This window comes from Micromonospora sp. II (genome assembly GCF_001709195.1).
In the GTDB taxonomy this organism is placed as follows: domain Bacteria; phylum Actinomycetota; class Actinomycetes; order Mycobacteriales; family Micromonosporaceae; genus Micromonospora; species Micromonospora chalcea.
On the sequence record NZ_LYXF01000035.1, the window covers coordinates 440243 to 462733 of the forward strand.

At 73.8% G+C, this 22491-nt stretch carries 16 protein-coding genes and 1 pseudogene; 11 read left to right on the forward strand and 6 right to left on the reverse strand.

All coding sequences use genetic code 11. The features are described 5' to 3' along the window. Together lgt and A8711_RS19985 are read left to right on the forward strand one after the other, a co-directional pair. Entirely contained in the window at positions 1 to 1230 is a 1230-nt protein-coding gene (gene lgt / locus A8711_RS19980; RefSeq protein ID WP_083297055.1) for a prolipoprotein diacylglyceryl transferase, read from the forward strand. An 11-nt stretch (positions 1231 to 1241) separates the two neighbouring features. Next, complete coding sequence (locus A8711_RS19985) at positions 1242 to 2429, forward strand: NAD(P)/FAD-dependent oxidoreductase (RefSeq protein WP_069089045.1); 1188 nt, start codon at positions 1242 to 1244, stop codon at positions 2427 to 2429. A gap of 17 nt (positions 2430 to 2446) precedes the next feature. Here A8711_RS19985 and A8711_RS19990 read toward each other — a convergent pair whose 3' ends face one another. Further along, entirely contained in the window at positions 2447 to 3289 is an 843-nt protein-coding gene (locus tag A8711_RS19990) for a GNAT family N-acetyltransferase (RefSeq protein WP_069089046.1), read from the reverse strand. 145 nt (positions 3290 to 3434) lie between these two features. On the opposite strand from A8711_RS19990, the gene gltB reads away from it, so the two are divergent. From gltB to A8711_RS20005, 3 genes are all read left to right on the forward strand, one after another. Beyond that, on the forward strand, positions 3435 to 8093 hold the full coding sequence (gene gltB, locus A8711_RS19995) for a glutamate synthase large subunit (protein ID WP_069089047.1): 4659 nt from the start codon (positions 3435 to 3437) through the stop codon (positions 8091 to 8093). After that, positions 8086 to 9591, forward strand: coding sequence for a glutamate synthase subunit beta (locus tag A8711_RS20000; protein WP_069089048.1), 1506 nt, complete (start codon positions 8086 to 8088; stop codon positions 9589 to 9591). The genes gltB and A8711_RS20000 overlap by 8 nt, the downstream gene beginning before the upstream one ends. Positions 9592 to 9736: 145 nt before the next feature. Further along, on the forward strand, positions 9737 to 10264 hold the full coding sequence (locus tag A8711_RS20005; RefSeq protein WP_043329534.1) for a hypothetical protein: 528 nt from the start codon (positions 9737 to 9739) through the stop codon (positions 10262 to 10264). A 52-nt stretch (positions 10265 to 10316) separates the two neighbouring features. Here the strand turns inward: A8711_RS20005 and A8711_RS20010 are convergent, their stop codons facing one another. Continuing rightward, complete coding sequence (locus tag A8711_RS20010) at positions 10317 to 11852, reverse strand: M1 family metallopeptidase (RefSeq protein WP_069089049.1); 1536 nt, start codon at positions 11850 to 11852, stop codon at positions 10317 to 10319. A gap of 195 nt (positions 11853 to 12047) precedes the next feature. On the opposite strand from A8711_RS20010, the gene A8711_RS20015 reads away from it, so the two are divergent. After that, positions 12048 to 12833 carry an SGNH/GDSL hydrolase family protein gene (locus A8711_RS20015; protein WP_069089050.1) on the forward strand — a complete coding sequence of 262 codons (786 nt, stop codon included), beginning with the start codon at positions 12048 to 12050 and terminating at the stop codon, positions 12831 to 12833. Between the two features lie 66 nt (positions 12834 to 12899). On the opposite strand, the gene A8711_RS20020 is transcribed toward A8711_RS20015, so the two are convergent. Further along, complete coding sequence (locus A8711_RS20020; RefSeq protein ID WP_069089051.1) at positions 12900 to 14354, reverse strand: MFS transporter; 1455 nt, start codon at positions 14352 to 14354, stop codon at positions 12900 to 12902. Positions 14355 to 14536: 182 nt separating this feature from the next. Between A8711_RS20020 and A8711_RS20025 the strand changes: the two genes are divergently transcribed. Beyond that, a complete protein-coding gene (locus tag A8711_RS20025) occupies positions 14537 to 15118 on the forward strand; it encodes a TetR/AcrR family transcriptional regulator (RefSeq protein ID WP_069089052.1) in 582 nt (193 codons plus the stop codon). 323 nt (positions 15119 to 15441) lie between these two features. Here A8711_RS20025 and A8711_RS20030 read toward each other — a convergent pair whose 3' ends face one another. Then, positions 15442 to 15777 (reverse strand): hypothetical protein, encoded by a 336-nt coding sequence (locus tag A8711_RS20030; RefSeq protein ID WP_069089053.1) that lies wholly within the window; start codon positions 15775 to 15777, stop codon positions 15442 to 15444. 184 nt (positions 15778 to 15961) lie between these two features. Between A8711_RS20030 and A8711_RS20035 the strand changes: the two are divergent. Further along, a pseudogene (locus A8711_RS20035) lies at positions 15962 to 16739 on the forward strand (Scr1 family TA system antitoxin-like transcriptional regulator). Continuing rightward, positions 16730 to 16936, forward strand: coding sequence for a DUF397 domain-containing protein (locus A8711_RS20040; RefSeq protein ID WP_082930880.1), 207 nt, complete (start codon positions 16730 to 16732; stop codon positions 16934 to 16936). The pseudogene A8711_RS20035 and the gene A8711_RS20040 overlap by 10 nt, the downstream one beginning before the upstream one ends. Before the next feature lie 207 nt (positions 16937 to 17143). Here A8711_RS20040 and A8711_RS33075 read toward each other — a convergent pair whose 3' ends face one another. Together A8711_RS33075 and A8711_RS20050 are read right to left on the reverse strand one after the other, a co-directional pair. Beyond that, a complete protein-coding gene (locus A8711_RS33075; protein WP_069089054.1) occupies positions 17144 to 17353 on the reverse strand; it encodes a Fic family protein in 210 nt (69 codons plus the stop codon). 113 nt (positions 17354 to 17466) lie between these two features. Beyond that, positions 17467 to 18876, reverse strand: a complete 1410-nt coding sequence (locus tag A8711_RS20050) for an alkaline phosphatase PhoX (protein WP_069089055.1) — start codon at positions 18874 to 18876, stop codon at positions 17467 to 17469. Positions 18877 to 19060: 184 nt separating this feature from the next. Between A8711_RS20050 and A8711_RS20055 the strand changes: the two genes are divergently transcribed. Both A8711_RS20055 and A8711_RS20060 read left to right on the forward strand, forming a co-directional pair. Then, positions 19061 to 21577: an FtsK/SpoIIIE domain-containing protein gene (locus A8711_RS20055; RefSeq protein ID WP_083297057.1), complete on the forward strand. Its 2517-nt coding sequence runs from the start codon at positions 19061 to 19063 to the stop codon at positions 21575 to 21577. Beyond that, positions 21574 to 22365, forward strand: a complete 792-nt coding sequence (locus A8711_RS20060; protein ID WP_069089057.1) for a hypothetical protein — start codon at positions 21574 to 21576, stop codon at positions 22363 to 22365. The genes A8711_RS20055 and A8711_RS20060 overlap by 4 nt, the downstream gene beginning before the upstream one ends. Positions 22366 to 22491: the final 126 nt, after the last annotated feature.

Genomic DNA, 22491 nt, shown 5'->3' on the forward strand with positions numbered 1-22491 from the left:
GTGACCCTCGCCCCGATGACCCCACTGGCGGCCATGCCCAGCCCCAGCACCGCCGTCTGGCAGCTCGGTCCGGTTCCGATCCGGGCGTACGCGCTCTGCATCATCCTCGGCATCGTGGTGGCCTGCGTGGTCACCGAGTACCGGCTGCGCCGCCGCGGTGTGGCGCCGGGCGCGGTGCTCGACATCGCCGTCTGGGCGGTGCCGGCGGGCATCATCGGCGCGCGGATCTACCACGTGATCACGTCGCCGGAGAAATACTTCGGCGCCGGCGGCGAGCCGATCAAGGCGCTCTACATCTGGGAGGGCGGGCTCGGCATCTGGGGCGCGGTGGCCGGTGGCGCGGTCGGCGCGTGGCTCGCCGCGCGGCAGCTCGGCATCCCGTTCACCGTGATCGCCGACGCGCTGGCGCCGGGCCTGCCGCTGGCGCAGGCCGTCGGCCGGCTGGGCAACTGGTTCAACAACGAGCTGTACGGCGGGCGCACCACGCTGCCCTGGGGCCTCGAGGTGCACGTGATGGACCCGGACAACCCGGGCCACGCGCTGCGCGACGACGCCGGCAAGCCGGTGCTCCAGCCGGGGCTCTACCACCCGACGTTCCTCTACGAGGCGCTCTGGAACGTCGGCGTCGCCGCGCTGGTGCTCTACCTCGACCGCAAGCTGCGGCTCGGGCGCGGCCGGGCGTTCGCGCTCTACGTGATGGGCTACACGGCGGGCCGGTTCTGGATCGAGCTGATGCGCACCGACGAGGCGAACCTGATCCTCGGCGTACGCCTCAACGTCTGGACCGCCGTGCTGGTCTTCCTCGGCGCGCTCGCCTACTTCATCCGGGTCCGCGGCCCGCGCGAATACCTGGTGCCGGTGGGCGAGCCGGCCGCCGCGCCCACCCCGTCCGGGGACGTCTCCCAGGTCGACCTCTCCGCCCGGGAGGCCGCCGCGCGGCCGGCCCCGCCCGAGGGCTACCGGGTGGTGAGCGAGGAACAGTTCGACGCGTACCGGAAGACCGGCGTGCTGCCCCCGGTGGAGCCGGCGGCCGACGACGACCGGCCGGAGACCCCCGACGGTGCCACCGACGGCGACGCGGAGCAGGCCGACCGCACGGACACCGACCCCGCCGCCACCGACGGCGCCGACGCGGACGGCACCGACGCCGACCCGGAACGGACGGACGCCGAGCGCACGAACGCGGGCCGGGCCGACGCCGCCGCGCGCCCCACCGACCGGGACAGCTGAGCGGGGGAGTCATGCGCAGCGCGGTGGTGGTCGGCGCCGGCCTCGGCGGGATGGCGGTGGCCGGCGTGCTGGCCCGCTCGGGATGGCAGGTCACGCTGCTGGAACGCGCCGACCGGGTCCGGCCGGAGGCGACCGCCGTGGTGCTCTGGCCCAACGGGGTACGCGCGCTGCGCGCCCTCGGGCTGGGCGACGGGCTGGACGCGATCGCCACCCCGCTGCCCGACGGCGGCGTGCGCCGCCCGGACGGGCACTGGCTGGTGCAGGCCCGGTCCACCCCGGCCGAGCGGATGCCGGTGGTGGTGCACCGGGAGGACCTGCACGACGCGCTCATCGCCGGCCTGGGTGACCGGGTCGAGCTGCGTACCGGCGTGAGCGTGCGGACGGTGCGCGCCGCGTCCGGTGAGCGCCCGGCGGTGGGCGACGGCCGGCACACCTACGAGGCGGACCTGGTGGTGGCCGCCGACGGCACCGACAGCGAGATCCGCCGGCAGTTGGCGCCGGAGACCTCGGTGGTCAGCTCCGGGTGCGCGTCGTGGCGGGCGGTCATCCCCTGGTACCGGGCCCCGCAACTGCCCGACGACCAGCCGCTGCAGGGGGAGACGCTGGGCGCCGGCTACCGGTTCCTGGCCGCCTCGCTCGGCGAGCGGGGCAACGCCGGGGCGTCCCGCCGGGGCGGCGTCTACTGGGTGGCCACGGCGGCGGGCGCGCCCCGCCCGGAGCCGCCCGAGGTCCAGCTCGCGCTGCTCAAGCGCTGGTTCGCGGGCTGGCCCGCGCCGATCGGCACGCTGCTGGACGCGACCGACCCGGACGACGTGGTGCAGCAGGAGATCCGCGAGCTGCGTCCGCTGCCGAAGGCGTACGGCTTCCCGGCCGGGCCGGGCGGCGTGGTGCTGCTCGGCGACGCGGCGCACGCCATGCCGCCGCACCTCGGCCAGGGCGCCTGCCTGGCGTTCGAGGACGCGGCGACGCTGGCCGGACTGCTACGGGAGTCGCGGCTGCCGGACGCGGTGACCGCGTACGACAGGCTGCGCCGGCCCCGCGCGGCCACGATGGTCCGGCAGACCCGGCGGATGTCGGCGGTCCTGCAGGCCCGGGGCCGGCTGGCGCTGCGCGCCCGCGACGCCGCCCTCGGCACGATCAGCCCGCGCCTGCGTAACACGGCCGCCGCGGCGGCCGCCGCCTGGCAGCCGCCGTCCTGACCTCCGCCGCGGCGGCCTCAGATGACCGCGGCGGGCTCGGCGATGCAGGCGGTGCCGATCCGGCGGAACCCGACCCGCAGGTAGACCCGGGCGATGTCCTCGCTGCCGGCGCTCAGGAAGATCAGGTCGGTGCCGGCAGCGCGCAGTTCCCGAGCGAGGGTGGCGGTCACCGCCGCGCCGAGGCCGCGCCGCCGCGCGGACGGCAGCGTGGCCACCCCGGCGATCTCCGCCACGTCGCCGACCCGCATGGCCATGCCGCCGGCGAGCGCGCCTTCCTCGGGCGTGGCGGCGAGCACGGAGATGCGCCGGCCGTCGGCGACCCGGGTCGCCTCCTCCTCCAGCGCGGCCACGTCCAGCCCGGAGACGGTGGCGTCCCGCTCGGCCGGTCCGGCCTCGCCGCGCGCGGTGCCGCCGTTGGCGAAGCCGACCGCGGCGACGGCCCGCCGCAGCGCGATGTCCGCGGCGAAGCCCGCGTCGCCGGGGTCCAGCACCCGCACCGGTACGTCGCTGAACGTTCCCGGTTCGGGCAGGCGCTCCGGTTCCAGCAGCATCAGCGGCGCCTCCAGCACGCTCAGCCCGGCCGAGCGGGCCACCGCCAGCAGCTCCGGTTGGTGCTCGTGCACCCATTCGAACGCCTCCGGCAGGCCCAGTTCCTGCTGCCGGGTGCGTACCGCGTTGACATCGGCGAGGGTGGGGTGCTCGGTGGCGTCGAGCCGGGGCCGGGCGTAGAACGGCCATCCGGGGCCTTCCCGGACGAAGAGCACCAGGGCGCCGTACTCCTCGGTCCGGGCCCCGTCGCGGGGCACCGCGTCGTAGAACCGCTCCAACCGGTCGAGTACGTCAGCGCGTGCGAGATCCACCGCGCGAGACTACATGTCCCAGCATCTGGAAGTGTGATCAATCTGAACTGGCCTTGCGCCGGAAGCCCTAACGTAGACTCAATAAACCGCAGAGGGCCGACGTCGTCCCCATCATGATCCATCCTGAGTGACGACAGGAGGCCCGGTGGCCTTTCCGTACCCTCACAGCCCGCAGTCGGCCCCACCGGCGACCGGGCTCTACGACCCCGCGTACGAGCATGACGCCTGCGGTGTGGCCTTCGTGGCCGACCTGCACGGGCGGCGCTCGCACCAGGTCGTCGCGAACGGCCTCGGGGCGCTGTGCCGGCTGGACCACCGGGGCGCCCGGGGCGCGGAGCACAACACCGGGGACGGCGCCGGCATCATGATCCAGGTGCCGGACGCGTTCCTGCGCGCCACCGTCGACTTCCCGCTGCCCCCGGCCGGCCAGTACGCCACCGGCCTGGTGTTCCTGCCCGACGACGACGTGGCCGAGACCCGTGCCCGCCAGGTGGTCGACAAGTACGCGCTGGTCGAGGGCGCCGACGTGCTCGGCTGGCGCGAGGTGCCGACCGACCCGTCCGGCCTGGGGGAGACGGCGCTCGCGGCGATGCCCCGGGTCCGGCAGCTCTTCGTGGCCGCGCGCCGGCTGACCGGCTCGCCGGCCGGCCCGGCCGGTTCCCCGCTGACCGGGCTGGACCTGGACCGGGTGGCGTTCTGCCTGCGCAAGCAGGTCGAGCGGGAGACCGCCGAGCGGGGCGTGCCGGCGTACTTCCCGTCGCTGTCCGGCCGCACCATGGTGTGGAAGGGCATGCTCACCCCGGACCAGCTTCCGGAGTTCTACCCGGAGCTGACCGACGAGCGGGTGGTCAGCGCCATCGCGCTGGTGCACTCGCGCTTCTCCACGAACACGTTCCCCTCCTGGCCGCTGGCGCACCCGTACCGGTTCATCGCGCACAACGGCGAGATCAACACGATTCGCGGCAACCGCAACTGGATGCAGGCCCGCGAGGCGCTGCTGCGCAGCCCGAACCTGCCCGGCAACATCCGCCGGGTCTTCCCGGTGTGCACCCCGGCCGCGTCCGACTCGGCGAACTTCGACGAGGTCCTGGAGCTGCTGCACCTGGCCGGGCGGAGCCTGCCGCACGCGGTGCTCATGATGATCCCCGAGGCGTGGGAGAACGACCCGGACATGCGCGCCGACAAGCGCGCCTTCTACCGCTTCCACGCCAGCCTGATGGAGCCGTGGGACGGCCCGGCCTCGGTCGCCTTCACCGACGGCGAGATCGTCGGCGCGGTGCTCGACCGCAACGGGCTGCGCCCGGGCCGCTGGTGGCACACCGCCGACGGGCTGGTGGTGCTAGGCAGCGAGGCGGGCGTGCTCGACCTGGACCCGTCCACCGTGATCGCCAAGGGCCGGCTCCAGCCGGGCCGGATGTTCCTGGTCGACACCGTCAACGGCCGGATCGTCTCCGACGACGAGATCAAGACCGAGCTGGCCGCCGAGCAGCCGTACCAGGAGTGGCTGCACGCGGGCCTGATCGAGCTGGACGACCTGCCGGCCCGCGAGCACATCGTCTACACCCACGACTCGGTACGCCGCCGCCAGCAGGTGTTCGGCTACACCGAGGAGGAGCTGAAGATCCTGCTCGGCCCGATGGCCCGCAGCGGCGCGGAGCCGATCGGCTCGATGGGCACCGACACGCCCATCGCCCCGCTGTCCACCCGGCCGCGGCTGCTCTACGACTACTTCCATCAGCTCTTCGCGCAGGTCACCAACCCGCCGCTGGACGCCATCCGGGAGGAGCTGGTGACCAGCCTGGCGTCCACCATCGGGCCGGAGGGCAACCTGCTCGACCCGGGTCCGGCGAGCTGCCGGCAGATCGTGCTGCCGTACCCGGTGATCGACAACGACGAGCTGGCCAAGATCCTCTCCATCGACGAGGACGGCGACCTGCCCGGCTTCAAGGCGGTCCGGGTCTCCGGTCTCTACCGCCTGCGCGACGGCGGCGCCGGCATCAAGGCCCGGCTGACCGAGATCTGCCGGCACGTCTCCGAGGCGATCGAGGACGGCGTACGCATCCTGGTGCTCTCCGACCGGGACTCCAACGCCGACCTGGCCCCGATCCCGTCGCTGCTGCTCACCGCCGCGGTGCACCAGCACCTGGTACGCGAGCAGACCCGCACCCAGGTGGCGCTGATCGTCGAGTCCGGCGACTGCCGCGAGGTGCACCACGCGGCGGTGCTGATCGGGTACGGCGCGGCGGCGGTCAACCCGTACCTGGCCTTCGAGTCGGTCGAGGACATGATCTCCACCGGCGTGCTGGCCGGCGTCGACCGGGTGAAGGCGGTCCGCAACTACGTCAAGGCGCTCGGCAAGGGCGTCCTGAAGATCATGTCCAAGATGGGGATCTCGACCGTGTCCTCGTACTGCGGCGCGCAGGTCTTCGAGGCGGTCGGCCTGGAGACCCGCCTGGTCGACAGGTACTTCCGGGGCACGCCGAGCACCATCGGCGGCATCGGGCTGGCCGAGATCCACGCCGAGGTGGCGGCCCGGCACGCGCGGGCCTGGCCGGCGCCCGGCGTGCAGGCCACGGACCGGCTGGAGGTCGGCGGCGAGTACCAGTGGCGCCGCGAGGGCGAGCTGCACCTGTTCAACCCGGAGACCGTCTTCCTGCTCCAGCACGCCACCCGCAGCCGCCAGTACGACGTGTTCCGGAAGTACACCGCGAAGGTCGACGAGCTGGCCGCGCAGGCCGGCTCGCTGCGCGGGCTGTTCACGCTGCGCACCGGCGTACGTCCGGCGGTGCCGCTGGACGAGGTCGAGCCGGCCAGCGAGATCGTCAAGCGCTTCGCCACCGGCGCCATGTCGTACGGGTCGATCTCGGCGGAGGCGCACGAGACGCTCGCCATCGCGATGAACCGGCTCGGCGGTAAGTCCAACACCGGTGAGGGCGGCGAGGACGTCGAGCGGCTGCACGACCCGGCGCGGCGCTCCGCGGTCAAGCAGATCGCCAGCGGCCGCTTCGGCGTGACCAGTGAATACCTCGTCAACGCCGACGACCTCCAGATCAAGATGGCGCAGGGCGCGAAGCCCGGCGAGGGCGGGCAGCTACCCGGCAACAAGGTCTGGCCGTGGATCGCCCGGACCCGGCACGCCACCCCCGGTGTCGGCCTGATCTCGCCGCCGCCGCACCACGACATCTACTCCATCGAGGACCTGGCCCAGCTCGTCCACGACCTGAAGTGCGTCAACCCGGCCGCCCGGGTGCACGTCAAGCTGGTCAGCGAGGTCGGCGTGGGCACCGTCGCGGCGGGCGTGGCCAAGCTCAAGGCCGACGTCATCCTGATCTCCGGCCACGACGGCGGCACCGGCGCGTCCCCGCTCAACTCGCTCAAGCACGCCGGCACCCCGTGGGAGCTGGGCCTGGCCGAGGCGCAGCAGACGCTGTTGCTGAACAAGCTGCGCGACCGGGTGACCGTGCAGGTCGACGGCCAGCTCAAGACCGGCCGGGACGTGCTGATCGCGGCGCTGCTCGGCGCCGAGGAGTTCGGCTTCGCCACCGCCCCGCTGATCGTCGAGGGCTGCGTGATGATGCGGGTGTGCCACCTGGACACCTGTCCGGTCGGCATCGCCACCCAGAACCCGGTGCTGCGCGAGCGCTTCACCGGCCGCCCCGAGTTCGTGGAGAACTTCTTCCTCTTCCTCGCCGAGGAGGTCCGCGGCTACCTGGCCGAGCTGGGCTTCCGCAGCATCGACGAGGCGATCGGGCACACCGAGCTGCTCGACGTGGCCGGCGCGATCGACCACTGGAAGGGCCACGGGCTCGACCTGAGCCGCGTGCTGCACCTGCCCGAGCTGCCCGAGGGCGCGGCCCGCCGGGGCGTACGCGCCCAGGACCACGGCCTCGACGCGGCGCTGGACAACCGGCTCATCGAGCTGGCCGGGCCGGCGCTGCGGGAGCGCACCCCGGTCCGGGTCGAGGTCGAGGTGCGCAACGAGCACCGCAGCGTCGGCGCGATGCTCGGCGGCGAGGTGACCCGCCGCTTCGGCGGCGCCGGCCTGCCCGACGACACGATCGAGTTCCTGCTGCGCGGCACCGCCGGCCAGTCGTTCGGCGCGTTCCTGCCGCGCGGCGTCACGCTGCGCCTGCACGGCGACGCCAACGACTACGTCGGCAAGGGACTGTCCGGCGGGCGCCTCGTGGTGCGGCCGGACGCCGACGCGCCGTTCGTCGGCGTGGACGCCGCGCCCGGCCGCCGGGCCGAGGACCAGATCATCGCCGGCAACACCATCCTGTACGGCGCGACCGGCGGCGAGGTCTACCTGCGCGGCCGGGTGGGGGAGCGGTTCGCGGTGCGCAACTCCGGCGCGGTCGCGGTGGTCGAGGGCCTCGGCGACCACGGTTGCGAGTACATGACCGGCGGCACCGTCGTGGTGCTCGGGCCGACCGGGCGCAACTTCGCCGCCGGCATGTCCGGCGGCACCGCGTTCGTGCACCGGCTCGACCGGCGACTGGTCAACACCGAGCTGGTCGACCTGTCGTCGCTGCGCGACGAGGAACGCGACCGGCTGCACGAGCTGGTCCAGCGGCACTTCGCCGAGACGGACTCGGCGGTCGCCGAGGACCTGCTCAAGCGCTGGCCGCAGGCGGTGGAGGAGTTCACCGCGGTGGTGCCCCGGGACTACCGCCGGGTCATGGAGATCATGCGGGCCGCCGAAGCCGCCGGCCGAGACGTCGACGACGCGGTGATGAGCGCCCTCTCGCCCGCGCCGGTACCGCCCGCGCCCCGGGCGGTCGCCCAGGAGGTGGCTCGTGCCTGACCCGAACGGTTTCCTGCGCTACGACCGGCGGCTGCCGGCCCGCCGTCCGGTGCCGGTGCGGATCTCCGACTGGCGGGAGGTGTACCCGCCGGCCGGTGAGGAGCTGATCCGCGAGCAGGCCACCCGGTGCATGGACTGCGGCATCCCGTTCTGCCACGACGGCTGCCCGCTGGGCAACCGCATCCCGGACTGGAACGACCTGGTCCGCACCGGCAACTGGGACGCGGCGGTGGACTCGCTGCACGCCACCAACAACTTCCCCGAGTTCACCGGCCGGCTCTGCCCGGCGCCGTGCGAGGCGGCCTGCGTGCTCGGCCTGGGCGGCCAGCAGCCGGTCACCATCAAGCAGGTCGAGGTGGAGATCGCCGACGCGGCGGTGGCCCGCGACGGCCTGCGGCCCCGGCCCGCGTCCGTGTCCACCGGCCGGTCGGTGGCCGTGGTCGGCTCCGGCCCGGCCGGGCTGGCCGCCGCGCAGCAGCTCGCCCGCGCCGGTCACACGGTCACCGTGTACGAGCGCGACGACGCGATCGGCGGCCTGCTCCGCTACGGCATCCCCGACTTCAAGCTGGAGAAGCAGCACATCGACAAGCGGCTGGCCCAGCTCACCGCCGAGGGCGTGCGGTTCCGCACCGGCGTCGAGGTCGGCGTCGACGTGACCGCCGAGCAGTTGCGCGCCGAGCACGACGCGGTGCTGCTTGCCTGCGGCGCGTTGCAGGGCCGGGACACCCCGGAGACGCCCGGCCGGGCGCTGCGCGGCGTGCACCAGGCGATGGCGCACCTGGTCGCCGCGAACCGGGTGGTGGCCGCCGCCGGGGACGGGAAGCCCGCCCCCGCGACGCTGCCCGACGGTACGCCGATCGACGCCGCCGGCAAGCACGTGGTGATCATCGGTGGTGGCGACACCGCCGCCGACTGCCTCGGCGTGGCGCACCGGCAGGGCGCGGCCGGCGTACACCAGCTCGACCTCTACCCGGAGCCGCCGGCCGAGCGGGACGCGGCGCGGGACCCGTGGCCGACCTGGCCGTGGGTGCTGCGCAACTACCCGGCGCACGAGGAGGGCGGCGAGCGGGTCTTCGCCGTCGCCGTGCAGGAGTTCGTGGACGACGGCACCGGCCAGGTCCGCGCGGTCCGGATCGCCGAGGTGACAGTGGAGAAGGTGGACGGTCGCCGCATCGTCACCGCGCTGCCCGGCTCCGAGCGCGAGATCCCGGCCGACCTGGTGCTGCTCGCCATCGGCTTCGAGGGCACCGAGGAGCAGCCGCTGCTGGCGCAGTTCGGGGTGACCCGCAACGGCCGGGGCGCGATCGACTCCCGCCCGGACTGGCAGGCCACCGACGGCGTCTTCGTCGCCGGTGACATGCACCGGGGCGCGTCGCTGATCGTCTGGGCGATCGCCGAGGGACGCGCCGCCGCGGCGGCGATCCACACGTACCTGGGCGGGGTGGGCGACCTGCCCGCCCCGGTCGACCCGGCCCGCCAGCCGCTCGCCGCCAGGTGAAAGGAAGGGCCCCCTCTTAACGCCTCAGGTAGAGGAGGGGGCCCTTCTTAACACCCGCCGCCGCCGCGCGGCCGTCCGGGAAGGGTGGCCCAGGTCATGCCGGACGGGGCCCCGGCGGCACGACGACCGTCGTTAGGCTGCGGCCATGGACGTCGAGGTACGCCTGCGGCGCATCCGCCGCTGGCTCTGGCTGGTGGTGGCGGGGCTCTTCCTCAGCGGGGTGACCGCGTTCCCGCTGGAGGTCGAGGTGCGCTGGCTGCTGGCGGCGTCCGACCCGCTCGCCGGGCAGTTCCCGGCGCTGGTCGACTGGATCGAGCGGGTCCACGTCGGACTGGTGGCGGCCGGTGAGGACTACCCGTTCCTGCGGTACGGCACCGACTGGCTGGCCTTCGCGCACCTGGTGCTCGCGGTGGCGTTCTGGGGGCCGCTGCGTGATCCGGTCCGCAACGTGTGGGTGGTCCAGGTCGGAATGATCGCCTGCGCCGGCATCGTGCCGCTGGCGGTGATCTGCGGTCCGATCCGGGACATCCCCTGGTTCTGGACGCTCGTCGACCTCTCGTTCGCGGTCGGCGCGTTCCCGCCGCTCTGGTTCGCCTACCGCCACATCCGCGCGGTCGAGGCGGCACAGCCCTGGACGGCGTCGACTGCGGCACCCGTGCCGACCGCCGGTTGACTGGCCGGCCGGGCCGCCCCCGTGGTGGGGGAGCGGCCCGGCCGGCGCCCGGTCAGCGGCCGAGCAGGTCGTGCGCCGCGCGGATCCTCGTCCACGAGGCCGGCTGCGCCGGTGCGGCGGTCGTCCGCGCGGCGGCGGTCACGTCGGGGCGGCCGGGCGTGAACAGCCAGGTGGTGAACACCGCGTCGAGGTCCCGCCCGGAGATCCGCTCGGCGAGCGCCTGGAACTGCGCGACGGTGCCGTTGGCGTACTGCCGCTTGGCCGTCCAGGTACGCAGGATGCGGAAGAACGCGGCGTCGCCGACGGCGAGCCGGATCTGGTGCAGCGCCATCGCGCCCCGGTCGTAGACGGCGTCGTCGAAGATCCCGCTCGGGCCCGGGTCGCCGGGGCGCACCTGCCAGAACTCCGAGTCGGCCGGGTAGCTGTCGTAGGTGAAGTCGAACAGCTCCTGCGCGGTGCCCTCGCCCTGCTCCTCGGACCAGAGCCACTCGGCGTACGAGGCGAAGCCCTCGTTGAGCCAGATGTGCCGCCAGTCCGCCACCGACACCGAGTCGCCGAACCACTGGTGGGCGTTCTCGTGCACCACCACGTACGGGTTGGCGCCGCGCCGCCAGAAGCCGGGGCCGTACACCGGGCGGGTCTGCGTCTCCAGCGCGAAGCCGATGCCGTCGACCGGCCCGGCCACGCCGCCCTGCGCCTCGAACGGGTACGGGCCGAACAGTCCGCTCTCCCAGTCGACGATCTCGGCGGTGCGTTCGATGCTGGCCCGCGCGGCGGGCAGGCGCTCGCCGAGCGTGGTGCTGTACGCGTTCACCACCGGCTGGCCGTTCGGCGCGACGTCGGTGACGATGTCGTACTGTCCGATGGCCAGGAACGCCTGGTACGTGGCGCCGGGCTTGACGCTGCGCCAGCTCCACCGGGTGCGGTTGCCGGCCTCGGGCAGCGGGTCGCGCGGCTGCACGCCGTTGCTGATCACCTCGACGCCGGTCGGCACCGAGACGGAGATGTCCCAGGTGGCCTTGTCCTTCGGGTGGTCGTTGCTCGGGTACCACCACCAGGCCGACTCGGGCTCGTTGACGGCGAGCGCCCCGTCGGCGGTACGGGTCCACGCCGTGTAGCCCTGGACCGTGGTCTGCGACGGCACGCCCGCGTACTTCACCACGACGGTGAGCTGCTGCCCCTTGGTCAGCGGCCGGGCCGGGGTGATCACCAGCTCGTGGTCGCCGGCCCGGGTGTACGTGGCGACCCAGCCGTTCACGCGCACCGACTCGACGGCGAGGACGAAGTCCAGGTTGAACCGGGACAGGTCCTTGATGGCGGTGGCCAGGATCGTGGTGGTGCCGGTGAGCCGGTCGGTGGCCGGCTCGTAGCGCAGCCGGATGTCGTAGTGCCCGACGTCGTAGCCGCCGTTGCCGTAGTCGGGGAAGTAGCTGTCGCCCAGCCCGGGGCTGCCGGGCGTCGGGGTGGCCGCCGCGGGTTGCGGCCGGCCCCATCCGGCCGGGGCGGCCTGGCCGGGCGCGCCGGTTACTGTGGTGCCGGCCGCGGTGAGGGTCAGGGCGGCGATGGCCGCCGTGAGTGCGCGTCGCACGGGGGACTCCCTCCGTCGGGTGTCGTCACCGCCAAGCTAATCGACGCATGTGAACGCATCTGTCCCGTCCGGCCGATCTCGGCTATTCAATTTCGGCAAATGTTTCGATAGCATTACCGACCAGTAACAGCACCGATCCCTCGGCCACGCGCGCGGTCAACGGGCTCCACCACCCTGCCCCGTGGAGGCTCTGCCATGCCCCGTCGCGTCCGTACCGTGTTCGCCGCCGTCCTGGCGGCCGTCCTCGGCGCCGTGCTCCTGCCCGGCGCCGCCCGGGCGGCCACCGTCAACTACGTCGCCCTCGGCGACTCCTACTCCTCCGGGGTCGGCGCCGGCCCGTACGACCTGTCCACCTGCCTGCGCAGCCAGAAGTCGTACGCCCCGCTCTGGGCCGCCGCCCACTCGGTCACCAGCTTCAAGTTCCCGGCCTGCGGCGGCGCGGTCACCGCCGACGTGCTGAACAACCAGGTCGGCCAGCTCAGCAGCAGCACCACGCTGGTCACCATCACCATCGGCGGCAACGACGCCGGCTTCGCCGACGTGATGACCAGTTGCCGGTTCGGCAGCACGTCGAGCTGCGAGAGCGCGGTCAACGAGTCGAAGGCGTTCGCCACCGCGACGCTGCCCGCCCGGCTCGACGCCACGTACACCGCGATCCGCAACCGGGCCCCGAACGCCCGGCTGGTGGTGCTCGGCTACCCGCGGCTGTTCGAGACCGGCTCCTGCGGCCTGCTCGCCATGAGCAGCTACAAGCGCACCATCCTCAACCAGGCCGCCGACACGCTCAACGGCGTCATCTCCGGCCGGGTTGCCGCGGCCGGGGGCACGTTCGTTGACGCGCGGCCGTTCTTCGCCGGGCACGGCGTGTGCGCCGCCGACCCGTGGATCCGTGACGTCAGCGGCGTGATCGAGGCGTACCACCCGAACGCGAACGGCTACCGCTACGGCTACCTGGCCGCGCTGACCGCCGCCATCGGCTGACCGGCACGGCGAAGCCCCGCCCGGCACCGGCGCCGGGCGGGGCTTCCGTCCGCGTACCCCATGGGGTCAGCGGGCCGGGACCAGCTCCGGCGCCGGCGCCAGGTCCGGCACCGCCGGCCCGATCCGTCGCCGCGGCCACCGGCGGCGGCCGGAGGGTACGGCGAGCGCGGCCAGCGCCGCCGCCACCGAGATACCGGTGAGCAGCAGGAAGCCCGCCGTGAAACCGGCCTCCCGGGGCAGCCCGCTCGGCTGCGGATTCGCAGTGATCACGGCACTGGCGAGCGCCGCGCCGATCGCGCCGCCGATGGTACGGATGTTGGCGTTCATGCCGGTCGCCGCGCCGGTCTGCCCGGCCGGCACGTTCGCCACGATCAGGTTGGCCATCGAGGCGAACGCCAGCCCGATGCCGAGGCCGACCAGGCCACCGGCGACACCGACCTGCCAGCGGGTGTCGTGCGCGACGGTCAGCATGGCGGCGGCCGCGACGTTGAACACCGCGCCGGTGCTCAGCTGCGCCTTGGCGCTGAACCGGGACTGCAGCCGTCCGGCCAGTAGGCCGGCCACGAACATGCCGACGAGCATCGGCAGCATCAGCAGCCCGGCCTGGGTGATGCTGGCGCCGAAGCCGTAGCCGGCGCTGGTCGGGATCTGCGCGAACTGCGGCAGGAAGGCGTAGACGGCGAACATCGAGGCGCCGTAGAGCAACCCGACGAGGTTCGTGGTCCAGACCGCCGGTAGGCGCATCATCCGCAGGTCGATCAGCGGGTTCGCAGCCCGGGCCTCGGTCGCCAGCCAGGCGACCGCGAGCACCGCGGCCAGCGCCAGCAGCCCGACCACCCGGCCGGAGCCCCAACCCCACGCGGCGCCCTTGCTGACCGGCAGCAGCAGCGCCACCAGCCAGCCGGACAGGAGTACGGCGCTGAGCCAGTTGATCCGGCCCGGGGTGCGTACCGGCGAGCGCGGCACGAACCGGTGCGCGGCGAGCGCGGTCAGGCCGACCACCACCAGCGGGATCCAGAACAGCCACCGGTAGCCCAGCGTGGCCACGATCGGCCCGGCCAGCACCACGCCCAGCCCGCCGCCGACTGCGACGACCGCGGAGATCGAGGCCACCGCCGAGCTGACCCGGGCGGCCGGGAACTCGTCGCGGATGATGCCGAACGACAGCGGGAAGACGGCGCCGCCGATGCCCTGCACCACGCGGGCGGCGATCAACACGCCGATGCTGGGGGCGACGGCCGCCAGCAGGCAGCCCAGCGCGAGCGCGGCGAGCGAGAAGACGAGCGTCTTCTCCTTGCCGACCATGTCGCCGACGCGGCCGATGATCGGCGTGAAGACGGACGCGGAGAGCAGGTACGCGGTGAGGACCCAGGTCACCGTGTTGGGCGAGGTGTGGAGGTCGTGCTGGATGGTGGGCAGCACCGGCGTGATCAGCGACTGGAGCATCGCGAAGAATCCGGTGCCGGCGGCCAGCACGAGGAAGGTGAGCCGGCGCGAGCCGCGCCGGGTTGAGTGGATCATGTGGGACGACTCCCCGTTCGGTACGAGACTGGTGGCCGCTCGCGCGGTCCTGCGGCGGTGGCGGCCGGAAGTCCGGAGTAAGCTATCCGGAGGGGTGGCTCCGGTCAGCAACCGGAGGCTTGCCTCCATTAACTTAGCGGAGGGTTGCCTCCGGTTGCAAGACGGAAGGGGTGACGCGCGTCATGACCGACGCCGACATGCCCGGTGAGGTCTTCTCCCGCCGCCCGAAACGGGCCGACGCCCGCCGCAACTACGACGCGCTCATCGCCGCCGCCCGTGAGGTCTTCGGCGAGCACGGCGCGGGCGCGTCGCTGGAGGAGATCGCCCGCCGGGCCGGCGTGGGCATCGGCACGCTCTACCGCAACTTCCCCCACCGGCGGGACCTGTTCGAGGCGGTCTACGTCGAGGAGGTGCGCGCGCTCAGCGCCTCCGCCGCCGACCTGGCCGACGAGCCGCCCTGGGACGCCCTGGTCGGCTGGCTGCACCGGTTCGTCGCCTACGTGGCCACCAAGCGGGCGCTGGCCGAGGAGCTGGTGCACGACTCCGAGGTGTTCCGCAGCTGCCGCACCGAGATCTACGCGACCGGCGAGCCGCTGCTGCGCCGCGCCCAGGAGGCCGGGGCCGCCCGGCCCGACGCCGGCTTCGACGACGTGATCCGGCTGATCAGCGGGCTGGCCGCGTACCAGTTCCCGGACCCGGCCCAGCGCGACCGCGTCCTGGCCATCGCGCTGGACGGCCTGCGCCCGCCGGCCCGTGTGACCTGATACGTCTCGTCGCCCGGCCGTCTGTCGACGTGACGCATCAAGGGCTGCTCGGCACGGGAGGAAGTGGCGGGCGCGGCCGTGCCCAGCCGACGAATCGAGCGAACAACACTTGTGGGCTGGGAGCCTCGTACGGGTTGAGACGATGTAGCTCGTGGGCTGCGTCATAGAGCTGCCCACACAGGTGGATCGACAGGGCGACACGATCGTTCGCGTACTCGGCGAGCAGTGCGAGTCGAGCCTCCGCGCACGGCCACGGATAAGCGCAGCGTTTGCAGATCCAGAGTGGGGTGGGCGCATAGGCAGATGCGCGCGAGCGCCCGTGCTCACCCCAGCCCTCGCAGCCGCGTGGCCGCGTAAGTGCGGCTGCTGCTGGACGTGCGCTCCCGAGTTGTTGATTCCAGTCGGCGCAGACCAGCCAAATACACGAAAAGTTCCCGCTTGGCGACTGCGGTGCCTCGGGCGTTCAACTCGTACGCCTCGATCCATGCCCAGCCGTCGTACGGCTGGCGATCCTCGATCTCCCGGATCACGCGAACGGTGATCGGGCGAAAGAACTGAACGCTTGCCCTGCGGTCGAGGCAGAGGAGGTCTCCCGCCTTGAGCGGGCTGTCATTCGCCGTTGCGTCGCGTCGACCCGCCCTCGGCCTGCTGTCGGGCATGAGTTTCCTCTCCTGCCAGGGGGGCTGCGTCGGGCGGCTCGCCCGACATCCCTGGTCCTGTGGCCGCCGGACGTCCGAGCACCGGCTGTGCCGCCTGGAGGTCAGCTTGCTGAGAGCTATGGGACCAATACACAGCGTTGATGTATGGTGCCGAGACGTTCGGGACGTCCATGAGGGAGGAAGGATGAACCACGCGCTCCAGGTGGCGATGGTCGAAGCCGGTGAGACGGCGGAGAGCCTTGCAGCTCAGACCGGCGTGGATCCGAAGACGGCGGCCCGTTGGGTCTCTCCGGGACGTATTCCGCAGCCTCGGCGACGTGCCCAGGTGGCGGCGCTCCTCGGCCGGGACGTCGGGGATCTTTGGCCGGACGTCCTCAAGCGCCGTGAACCGCCGTGAACCGCCGTGGCTGCGTGAGTGGGTCGACTGGGAGCGGGACGCCGTGTCGATCCGCTGGTTCGAGCACACATGGGTGCCCGGGCTGTTGCAGACCGAGGCATATGCACGCGCGACGCTGACCGGCGAGGCGCTGACCGCAGCGGAAATCGATGAGCTGGTCGCCTCGCGGCTCGAACGACAGGCGATCCTCCGTCGGGACCGGCCGCCTCTGGTCGTCGCGGTCATCTTCGAGGGCGTACTGCATCAGTCGGCCTACGGCGACCGGGAGCTGATGCGGGAGCAGCTTGAGCACCTGGTCCACTGCGCAGCCCTGCCCGGTGTGCAGATACACGTCGTGCCGAGGGACATCGGCATGTATCCGGGGCTCGGTGGCGGCTTCATCCTCGCCGAACTGCCCACCGGTGAACATGTCGCGCACGTCGACAGCCAGGCGTCCGCGCAGCTACTTAATGAGGCTGCGGCCGTTGCTACGCTCAGCCGTAGGTGGGAGCGCATCAGGGGCGAGGCCCTCTCCCGAACCCAGTCACTAGACCTGATCATGGAAGCGGCAGGATCATGGACATGACCGCTGCGCGATGGCGCAAGAGCACGAAGAGCGGCAACAACGGCGGCTCTTGTGTGGAGGTCGCCGACAACCTCGCGGGCGTCGTGCTGGTCCGGGACACCAAGGACCGGGCCGGTGCGACGCTGGCCTTCGCGCCGGCGGCCTGGCAGGGATTCGTCGACCTGGCCAAGGAGATCGGCGTCAGTGAGCGTCGATGACACCAGCACCGACGCTCGGTGAAGATCTCGATGCCGAACTGGCCCGGCGGGGGATGGCGGTCTCCGCCGAGGGCTGCGCTCGCGCGGGGAGGCAACGTGCTCAGGTGGAGCAGCAGTGGCCTCGCGGTCGTCGGGTCAAGCTGCGCGAACGCATGCGTCAAGCGGCACAGGAGATACCCTCCAGGATCTATGACTGAGCAGCGTGGCTCAGCTGATCCGCCGGACGACGGGATCGAGCGCTGCCGTCAGGAGGTCCGTCTCGCCGGTGTTCAGGTGCTGGACGCAAGCGGCGATGTTGTCCGCCGCATCGAGTTCCGACCAGTCGAGCAGGTAGCCGGCCGCGGCGCCGAGCTGGCGCAGGAAGGCGCGCAGGGTCCGTCCGTTGCCCTCCCGGAACGGATGGCAGACGTTCAGCATGATCCGCCTGGCCAGGCGACCCGTGCAGCGGTGTCGAATGGGACGTCTGTCGCAGACCAGCACTGCTCGGCCGGCGGCTCCCGAGCGAGAACCGCCGGCCGCTCACCGTCCCGTCAGCGGTGCCCGTTACCCGGCCGCCCCCACGGCCCGGTGATCGCGAACACGTACCCCGGCGACTGGATGTTGGCGAACAGCGTCCTGCCGTCCGCGCTGAACGTCGGCCCGGTGAACTCGCTGTCGTTCAGCTCGTTGCGCGCCAGCGGATACGCAGTGCCCTGCTCGGTGACGCCGACCAGGTGCGACACGCCCTCGCCGTCCTCGGCCAGGATCACCCCGCCGTACGGCGACACGGTGATGTTGTCCGGCCCGTCGTAGTTGCCGTGGTCGGCGTCCGGGTCGGCGTTCACCCCGAAGATCGTCTTCAGCGTGACGGTCTGCCGGCGCGGGTCGTAGAACCACACCTGCCCGTCGTGCTCGTTGGCGCTGCCGTCGTCGTGCCGGGCGTAGCTGGCCACGAAGTACGCGCCGCCGTCGCCCCACCAGGCGCCCTCCAGCTTGCGGCTGCGGGTCACCTCCGCGTCGGTGAACTGCTTGCGTACGGACACGGTCCGGGCGTCGCGGTCCGGCACCTCGACCCACTCGACCCGGTAGCGGGTGCCGGGGGTGGTGGCCTCGGACAGGTCGGCCACGTGCGTGTCGCCGCGCAGGCAGCGCATCGCTGCGAGGCTGCCGGCGGCGCCGCCGTCGGGCCGCTGGGCGAGCGCCCGCAGCGCGCCCTTGCCGGCCCGGAAACCGGGCGGCGGCGTCCACCGGAAGTACAGGCCGTTGGGCCCGCTCGCGTCCTCGGTCAGGTAGATCGAGTGCGTGTACGGGTCGACCGCGACCGCCTCGTGCGAGTACCGCCCGAGGAACGTCAGCGGCACCGGGTCGGTGTTGGCGGACCTGTCGTGCGGGTCGACCTCGAAGACGTACCCGTGGTCCTTCAGGAATCGCCCACCAGCCCGCTGCTCGGTCTCCTCGCAGGTCAGCCACGTGCCCCACGGGGTGATGCCACCGGCGCAGTTGTTGTGCGTGCCGGCCACGCTCACGTATTCGCCCAGCCGCCGCCCGTGCCGGTCCACCTCGATGGTGGTGGTGCCGCCGCGGGCGCCCGGGTCGTAGGTGAGACCGGTCAGCGCCGGCACCGGGTACGGCTCGTCGCCGCCGATCTCGTGGTTGTTCACCAGCACCGAGCCGCGCGGGCCGCGGAAGCAGCCGGTGCCGTCGGCGTCGCTGGGGGTGGGCTGCCCGGACTCCAGCAGCGTCGCGCCCGCCTGCGCGACCACCGTGTACGAGAAGCCCGGCGGCAGCGCCAGCAGGCCGGCCGGGTCCGGCACCAGGTCGCCGTAGCCGACGGCGGGGCGGCACGCGGGCCGGGCCGCGGCCGGTCCGGCGATCGCCTCCAGGCTGCCGGCCACCACGATGCCGAGGCCGCCGGCCACGCCGCCGCGCAGCAGGGACCGCCGGGGAAGAGGTGAGGTCACGTCGTCGCCTTCCTGTGCGCCACGATTGCCTGGAGGAAGGCAAGCGGGGCCGGGGGAACGGTGGGCGGCGCGCCCGTCCGCCGCCGGGTGAACAGTGGACGAATCCCCGGTGCGGAGCGCCATGTGCCGCTGCGCCGCGCGTCCGTTAGGGTTCCCTCGATCGCAAGACGTCGGAGGGCGGACGGTGGGCAGACTCGCGGCGGCGTACCGGCAGGCGGTCGATCGGCACCGGCAGGCACTGCGCCACTGGGAGGCGGCTCGGCGGCTGCTCGGCGCCGCCGGCCCGGCGCCGGTGGGCAGCCCCGAGCTGGTCGCGCGGCTGGCCCGCCTCGGCGGTGAGCTGGCCGCCGCGGTGCCCGGCACCGCCCGCGTCGCGACCCACCCCGTTCCGGTACGCCTCGGCGCGGCGACCACAGTCGACGGCGCGTTCCCGGTGCTCGTGCCGGTGGGGGCGGGCGCGCATCTGGCGCTCGATCAGGACGCCCGCGACCCGCGCGTCGGGGAGCTGCTGCGGGCGGTGGTGGTGCGGCTGCTGACCGCCGCTCCGGCCGGCGCGATCCGGGTCGTCGGCATCGACCAGGCCGCCTTCGGCGCGGCGTTCCTGCCGCTGCGCCCACTGCAGGACGCCGGGGTGCTCGCCGCGGCGGCGACCACCGAGGCGGAGACAGCAGCGCTGCTCGACGCGGCCGAGCGGCACGCCCGTACCGCCCAGCGGTCCGCGCCGGAGGACCGGGAGCTGCTGGTGGTGGTGGCCGCGTCCGCGCCGCCGCCCCGGGAGCTGGCCCGGCTCGCCGCGCTCACCCACGCCGGCCCGGCCGCCGCGGTCTGCGTGCTGCTGGCCGGTCACCGGCCCTCCGGGCCGAGCGCCGCGCCGCCGCTGGGCGCCACCACCCACCTGCGGATCACCGAGCGGTACACGCTCGTCGGTGACCCGCCCGGCCGCCCGTTCAGCGCCGACGGCAGCGGGCTGGCCGCGCCGGTGGTGCTCGACGGCGACCCGTCGCACGCCGCGGTGACCGCGCTGGCCCGCCGGTACGCCGAGACCGCCGACCAGGACGTCGTCACGTTCGCCGACCTGCTGCCCGCGCAGCGCTGGGCCGGGTCCGCCGCCTCCGGCCTGCGTACCGTGCTCGGCCGCGCCGGCCGCCGCCCGCTCGCGGTGGCGTTCGACGACGCCACGCCGCACTGGCTGATCGGCGGCCGCACCGGCGCCGGCAAGACGGTGCTGCTGCTCGACGTGCTCTACGGGCTGGCCGCCCGCTACTCCCCGGCCGAGCTGCGGCTGATGCTGCTCGACTTCAAGGAGGGCGTGAGCTTCACCGAGTTCGTGCCCACCGACCGCGACCCGTCCTGGCTGCCGCACGCCGACGCGGTGGGCATCGAGTCCGACCGCGAGTACGGCGTGGCGGTGCTGCGGGAGCTGCGCGCCGAGTTGGGCCGCCGCGCCGACCTGCTCAAGCGGCACGGGGTCAGCCGCCTGGCCGACCTGCCGCCCAACGCCCGGCCGCCCCGGATCGTCACCGTGATCGACGAGTTCCACGTGCTGTTCGCCGGCAACGACGCGCTGGCCCGGCAGGCCGTCGACCTGATCGAGGAACTGGCCCGCAAGGGCCGCTCGTACGGCCTGCACCTGGTGCTGGCCAGCCAGAGCACCACCGGCATCGAGGCGCTCTACGGCCGGGCCGAGGCCATCTTCGGCCAGTTCCCGCTGCGGATCGCGCTGCCCGGCGGGGACGCCGTGCTGGACCCGCGCAACGACGCCGCGCGCGGGCTCACCGTCGGCAGCGCAGTGGTGAACACCGCCGCCGGCGCGCCCGGCGCGGACGCGGAGGTGCGGTTCCCCGACGCGCACGCTGCCTCGGCCGACCTGGCGGCGTTGCGTCACGAGCTGCACGCGGCCCGCCCGGCCGGATCGCGCCCGCCGTCGGTCTTCCGGGGACACGAGACGCCCCGGCTCACCGACGACAGCGCCTGGACCGCGCTGACGCCGGGCGCCGACCCGCCGTACGCGCTCGTGGGCCGCGCGGTCGACGTCGCCGGCAGCCCGGCCGGGTTCGCGCTCGACGCCAGCCCGGGCCGGCACCTGGCGGTGGTCGGCACCGCCACCGTCGGCGCGGAGGTGCTCCGGTCGGCCACGCTGTCCCTGGCCCGGCAGCACGCGCCCGGCACCGCCCGGTTCCTGTTCGCGCCGCTGGCGCCCGGCACCACCGACGCCGCCGACGACCTGGCCATGACGCTGGCCGCCGCCGGGCACCCGGTCCGCCGCCTGGCCGCCGAGGCGCTGCGCGCCCAGCTCGCCGAGGCCGCCACCGGTGACGCCCCGGCCTCCGGGCGTACCTACCTGGTGGTGTTCGGGGTGGACGCCGCCGCCACGACGCTCGCCGCCTCCGACCCGGCGACGTTCCGTTCCGGGTACGACGACCTGCGCGCCGTGCTGCGCCAGGGGCCCGCGCGCGGGGTGCACGTGCTCGGCTGGTGGCGCGGGCTGCGCCGGCTCGCCGACGACCTGGGCGGCAGCGGGCAGCGCGACGACGTCACCGGCCTGGTCGCGCTCAACGTGCCCGCCGCCGACCTGGGCCTGCACCTCGGCGTGCACGACCTCGCGTACGTGCCGCGCGAGGGCCGCGCGCTGCTCGTCGACCGGCACGAGCACCGCACCGCGCTGATCGTGCCGTTCGCCGCGGGGAGTGATGTCCCATGAGTGGATTCGACGAGTACGCGGCGCTGCTGCGGGAGCTGTCCACCCGGCAGCGGGGCGGGGAGCGGGAGATCGCGGCCGAGGCGGAGCGCCGCCGTGGCCTGCAGGCCGCCGTCGACAAGCTGGGGCAGCGGCTCGTCGCCCAGGGGCAGCACCTGGACCGGCTGGGCCAGGCAATCGGCACGCCGATGACCTCGGTACCGGCGCCGGCGGTTGCGGTGGCCGCCGGACCGGCCGCGCCGGAGGCGGCAGACGCGGGCGGGCGGACGGGCGCCGGGCCGGGGGACGGCGTGACCGGCGGCGCAGCCGCCGCGCCGGGGCAGGCGGGCGTCGGGGCGTACCCCTCTCCGGGTGTGGCGCCGCGGGCGGGTGACCCGGCGGCGGAGCTGGCTGCGGCGGAGCGGCTCGCCGGGGAGGCCGACGGGTACGGGCAGCAGGCCGACGCGCTGGCCCGCACGCCGGTGCTGTTGCCGACCTGGTCGGCGCCGGCCCGGGCGGTCGCGGTGTACGGCGGTTGCGCGCTCGTCGGCTCGCTGCTGATGCTTGTCGCGCTGGTGGGGTCGCCGGTGCCGGTGGCCGGGCTGGACCTGGTGGCGGCGCTGTCCTGCGCCGGGGTGCCGCTGCTGTCCTTCGTGGCCGGTCAGGTCGTGCTGGCCCGGTGGGGCCGCCCGGCGCTGGCCGGCGGTGAGGCCACGACCGGGCGGTACGTGCCGCTGGGCTTCGTGATCTGCGCGCTGGTCTCCCCGTCGCTGTTCTGCGTCTACCTGCTTCTGTTCCGCCTCCTCCGCTGACCCCAGCCCGGTTCGTCGCCGTCGATCATGGACTTGTGGCCGCGGCGGTGGGCTTGATGTGGCTTTTGCCGGGGCGGAAACTGCAAGATCGCGAAGGCGTGGGGTGGGGGTGGGCGGTAGGGTTCC

Excerpts from the sequence above, each read along its gene's own strand:
- A8711_RS20005 (WP_043329534.1), top strand. The coding sequence starts at position 9,737 with ATGGACGTCGAGGTACGCCTGCGGCGCATCCGCCGCTGGCTCTGGCTG.
- A8711_RS20020 (WP_069089051.1), bottom strand. The coding sequence starts at position 14,354 with ATGATCCACTCAACCCGGCGCGGCTCGCGCCGGCTCACCTTCCTCGTG.
- A8711_RS33075 (WP_069089054.1), bottom strand. The coding sequence starts at position 17,353 with ATGCTGAACGTCTGCCATCCGTTCCGGGAGGGCAACGGACGGACCCTG.
- A8711_RS20030 (WP_069089053.1), bottom strand. The coding sequence starts at position 15,777 with ATGCCCGACAGCAGGCCGAGGGCGGGTCGACGCGACGCAACGGCGAAT.
- A8711_RS20040 (WP_082930880.1), top strand. The coding sequence starts at position 16,730 with ATGGACATGACCGCTGCGCGATGGCGCAAGAGCACGAAGAGCGGCAAC.
- A8711_RS20025 (WP_069089052.1), top strand. The coding sequence starts at position 14,537 with ATGACCGACGCCGACATGCCCGGTGAGGTCTTCTCCCGCCGCCCGAAA.
- A8711_RS19985 (WP_069089045.1), top strand. The coding sequence starts at position 1,242 with ATGCGCAGCGCGGTGGTGGTCGGCGCCGGCCTCGGCGGGATGGCGGTG.
- A8711_RS20015 (WP_069089050.1), top strand. The coding sequence starts at position 12,048 with ATGCCCCGTCGCGTCCGTACCGTGTTCGCCGCCGTCCTGGCGGCCGTC.
- A8711_RS20060 (WP_069089057.1), top strand. The coding sequence starts at position 21,574 with ATGAGTGGATTCGACGAGTACGCGGCGCTGCTGCGGGAGCTGTCCACC.